The sequence below is a fragment of the Kocuria salina genome (assembly GCF_013368965.1).
Lineage (GTDB): Bacteria > Actinomycetota > Actinomycetes > Actinomycetales > Micrococcaceae > Kocuria > Kocuria rosea.
In genome coordinates this window covers 1-1,006 of record NZ_SSSF01000047.1, presented here as the reverse complement: position 1 = coordinate 1,006, position 1,006 = coordinate 1, and the positions used below count along the sequence as shown (strand labels likewise).

Below are 1,006 nucleotides of genomic sequence, written 5' to 3'. Positions count from 1 at the left end.
GACCCACGGGGGCTCTCGCAGCTGGTGAAATTCCCGTTCGGCCGATTCTGCCGCAGTTCCGGTTCGCGGCGGAGGGATTGGGTCATCGAGCTCGTGGTGCTGGCGTCCTCCGCGTAGGCCAGCATGGAGAACTCTCGTTTCATGAGAGTTCGCGCGTTCAACTGAGCTGTGGAATGGATCCTGGTCGTGTTTCTGGGCTCTTCGTCGACGATGGACATCGCATGGTTGTGGGCGAGCGGAAGGCGATGGCCGTGCGGAATTGCCGCGCTGCGAACCCGGCACCTTCCTCCGAGCACGCCGAAGTAGACACCGCGTAAAATCAGTTCGCTGATAAACTTTTCGTGATGAAGGTGGGGGAAGTCATGAAGGTTGCTGTGTTCGGGGCTGCCGGCATCATGGGATGGCAGGTCGTGGATGACCTGCTGTTCCGTGGTCACGAGGTCATCGCCTGCGTGCCTGACCTGGATCGATGCCCTCCCTGGGGGGACGGGGTGGAGGTGGTCGCCGGGGCCGTCACGGACACCGCGATCGTGAACGCTGTGGTGTCCAGGGCGCAGGCCGTGGTCAACGTTCTGGGCCCGGGCCGGGAGCAAGAGGTTCCGGGGCCGTCCTTGGTGTTGGGGACACAACTCATCGTGGCTGCCATGGCCGCTCATGGGGTGCATCGCTACGTCGGCCACGGCTCTCCTGCGGTCAGGATGTGCCCCTTGGACCAGCCCACCGCCCGGACCCGATGGCGCCGGCGTGTGACCAAATGCTTGCACCCACGGGCGAATCAGGTGCACAGCGCCATGCTGGAGACGGTGACCAACTCACAGCTGGACTAGACGATCGTGCGCTTCATCCGCGCCCGGGGCGGAGATGCCCGCGGGCTGAGGTACGTAGGGTTCTTCGGTCACGACGACATCGGGCACTCCGCCACCGAGGTGGACATCGCCCGGTTCACCGCAGCCCAGGTCCTGGAGACCGCCTACATCGAGGAAGCTCCGGCCGTCAGCAACTGAGC

At 64.5% G+C, this 1,006-nt stretch carries 3 protein-coding genes; 2 read left to right on the top strand and 1 reads right to left on the bottom strand.

Features of this window, described 5'->3' with window-relative positions; all coding sequences use genetic code 11:
* Positions 1 to 437, bottom strand: a 437-nt coding sequence (locus E7Z53_RS19865) for a hypothetical protein (RefSeq protein WP_176338698.1), incomplete at its 3' end; no start/stop codon positions are given.
* Between E7Z53_RS19865 and E7Z53_RS20960 the strand changes: the two genes are divergently transcribed.
* Positions 345 to 827 (top strand): NAD(P)-dependent oxidoreductase, encoded by a 483-nt coding sequence (locus E7Z53_RS20960; RefSeq protein WP_176338700.1) that lies wholly within the window; start codon positions 345 to 347, stop codon positions 825 to 827. The genes E7Z53_RS19865 and E7Z53_RS20960 overlap by 93 nt on opposite strands.
* A gap of 6 nt (positions 828 to 833) precedes the next feature.
* Complete coding sequence (locus E7Z53_RS19855; RefSeq protein ID WP_176338699.1) at positions 834 to 1,004, top strand: hypothetical protein; 171 nt, start codon at positions 834 to 836, stop codon at positions 1,002 to 1,004.
* Positions 1,005 to 1,006 lie beyond the last annotated feature (2 nt).